The organism is Luteococcus peritonei, from assembly GCF_039526385.1.
Lineage (GTDB): Bacteria > Actinomycetota > Actinomycetes > Propionibacteriales > Propionibacteriaceae > Luteococcus > Luteococcus peritonei.
Genome location: NZ_BAAAIX010000040.1, coordinates 1 through 640, shown reverse-complemented (window position 1 = coordinate 640; position 640 = coordinate 1). Strand labels below are relative to the sequence as shown.

The following is a 640-nucleotide window of genomic DNA, read 5'->3' as shown; positions in this document are numbered from 1 at the left end:
GGATTGGCGGTGATCGAGCAGCTCGGTGGTCCCCAAGGCATGGCTGGCGTGACCAGGTCCAAGCTGTTGCGGGTCATCAGCAAGGCCTACCCCCGCGGCGCACAGGACTTCGCCGACGACATCACCACAGCTCTGGGCGAGCAGACCGTCGTCGTTGCTGGCACCGCCGCAGCCGAGCAGGTGCTGCCGAAACTGGCCGCGTCGTTGCGTCAGGTCCTGGACCAGCGCGCCGAGCTCGCCGTCCAGGTCGAGAAAGTGGTTGATGCTCACCCTCTTGCCGAGGTCCTGACCACGATGCCAGGCGTCGGGGTCAGGACCGCAGCACGGATCCTGCTCGACGTCGGCGACGCCTCAGCCTTCCCCACTGCCGGACATCTGGCGGCCTATGCAGGTCTCGCCCCGGTCACCCGACGATCCGGCACCAGCATCCGCGGCGAGTTCCCCGCCCGCTCCGGCAACAAGCACCTCAAACGAGCCCTGTTCCTGTCCTCCTTCGCCGCACTCAGATCCGACCCGACCAGTCGGGCCTACTACGACCGCAAACGAGCCCAGGGAAAGAAGCACAACGCCGCTCTCATCTGCCTGTCTCGCCGTCGCTGTGATGTCCTGTTCGCGATGATCAAGAACCGGGAGCCCTACC

General features: G+C 66.2%; 1 protein-coding gene. It reads left to right on the top strand.

Annotated features, from left to right (window positions below; translation table 11 throughout):
* On the top strand, positions 1-640 hold a 640-nt coding region (locus ABD073_RS15480), incomplete at both ends, for a transposase (protein WP_343876088.1).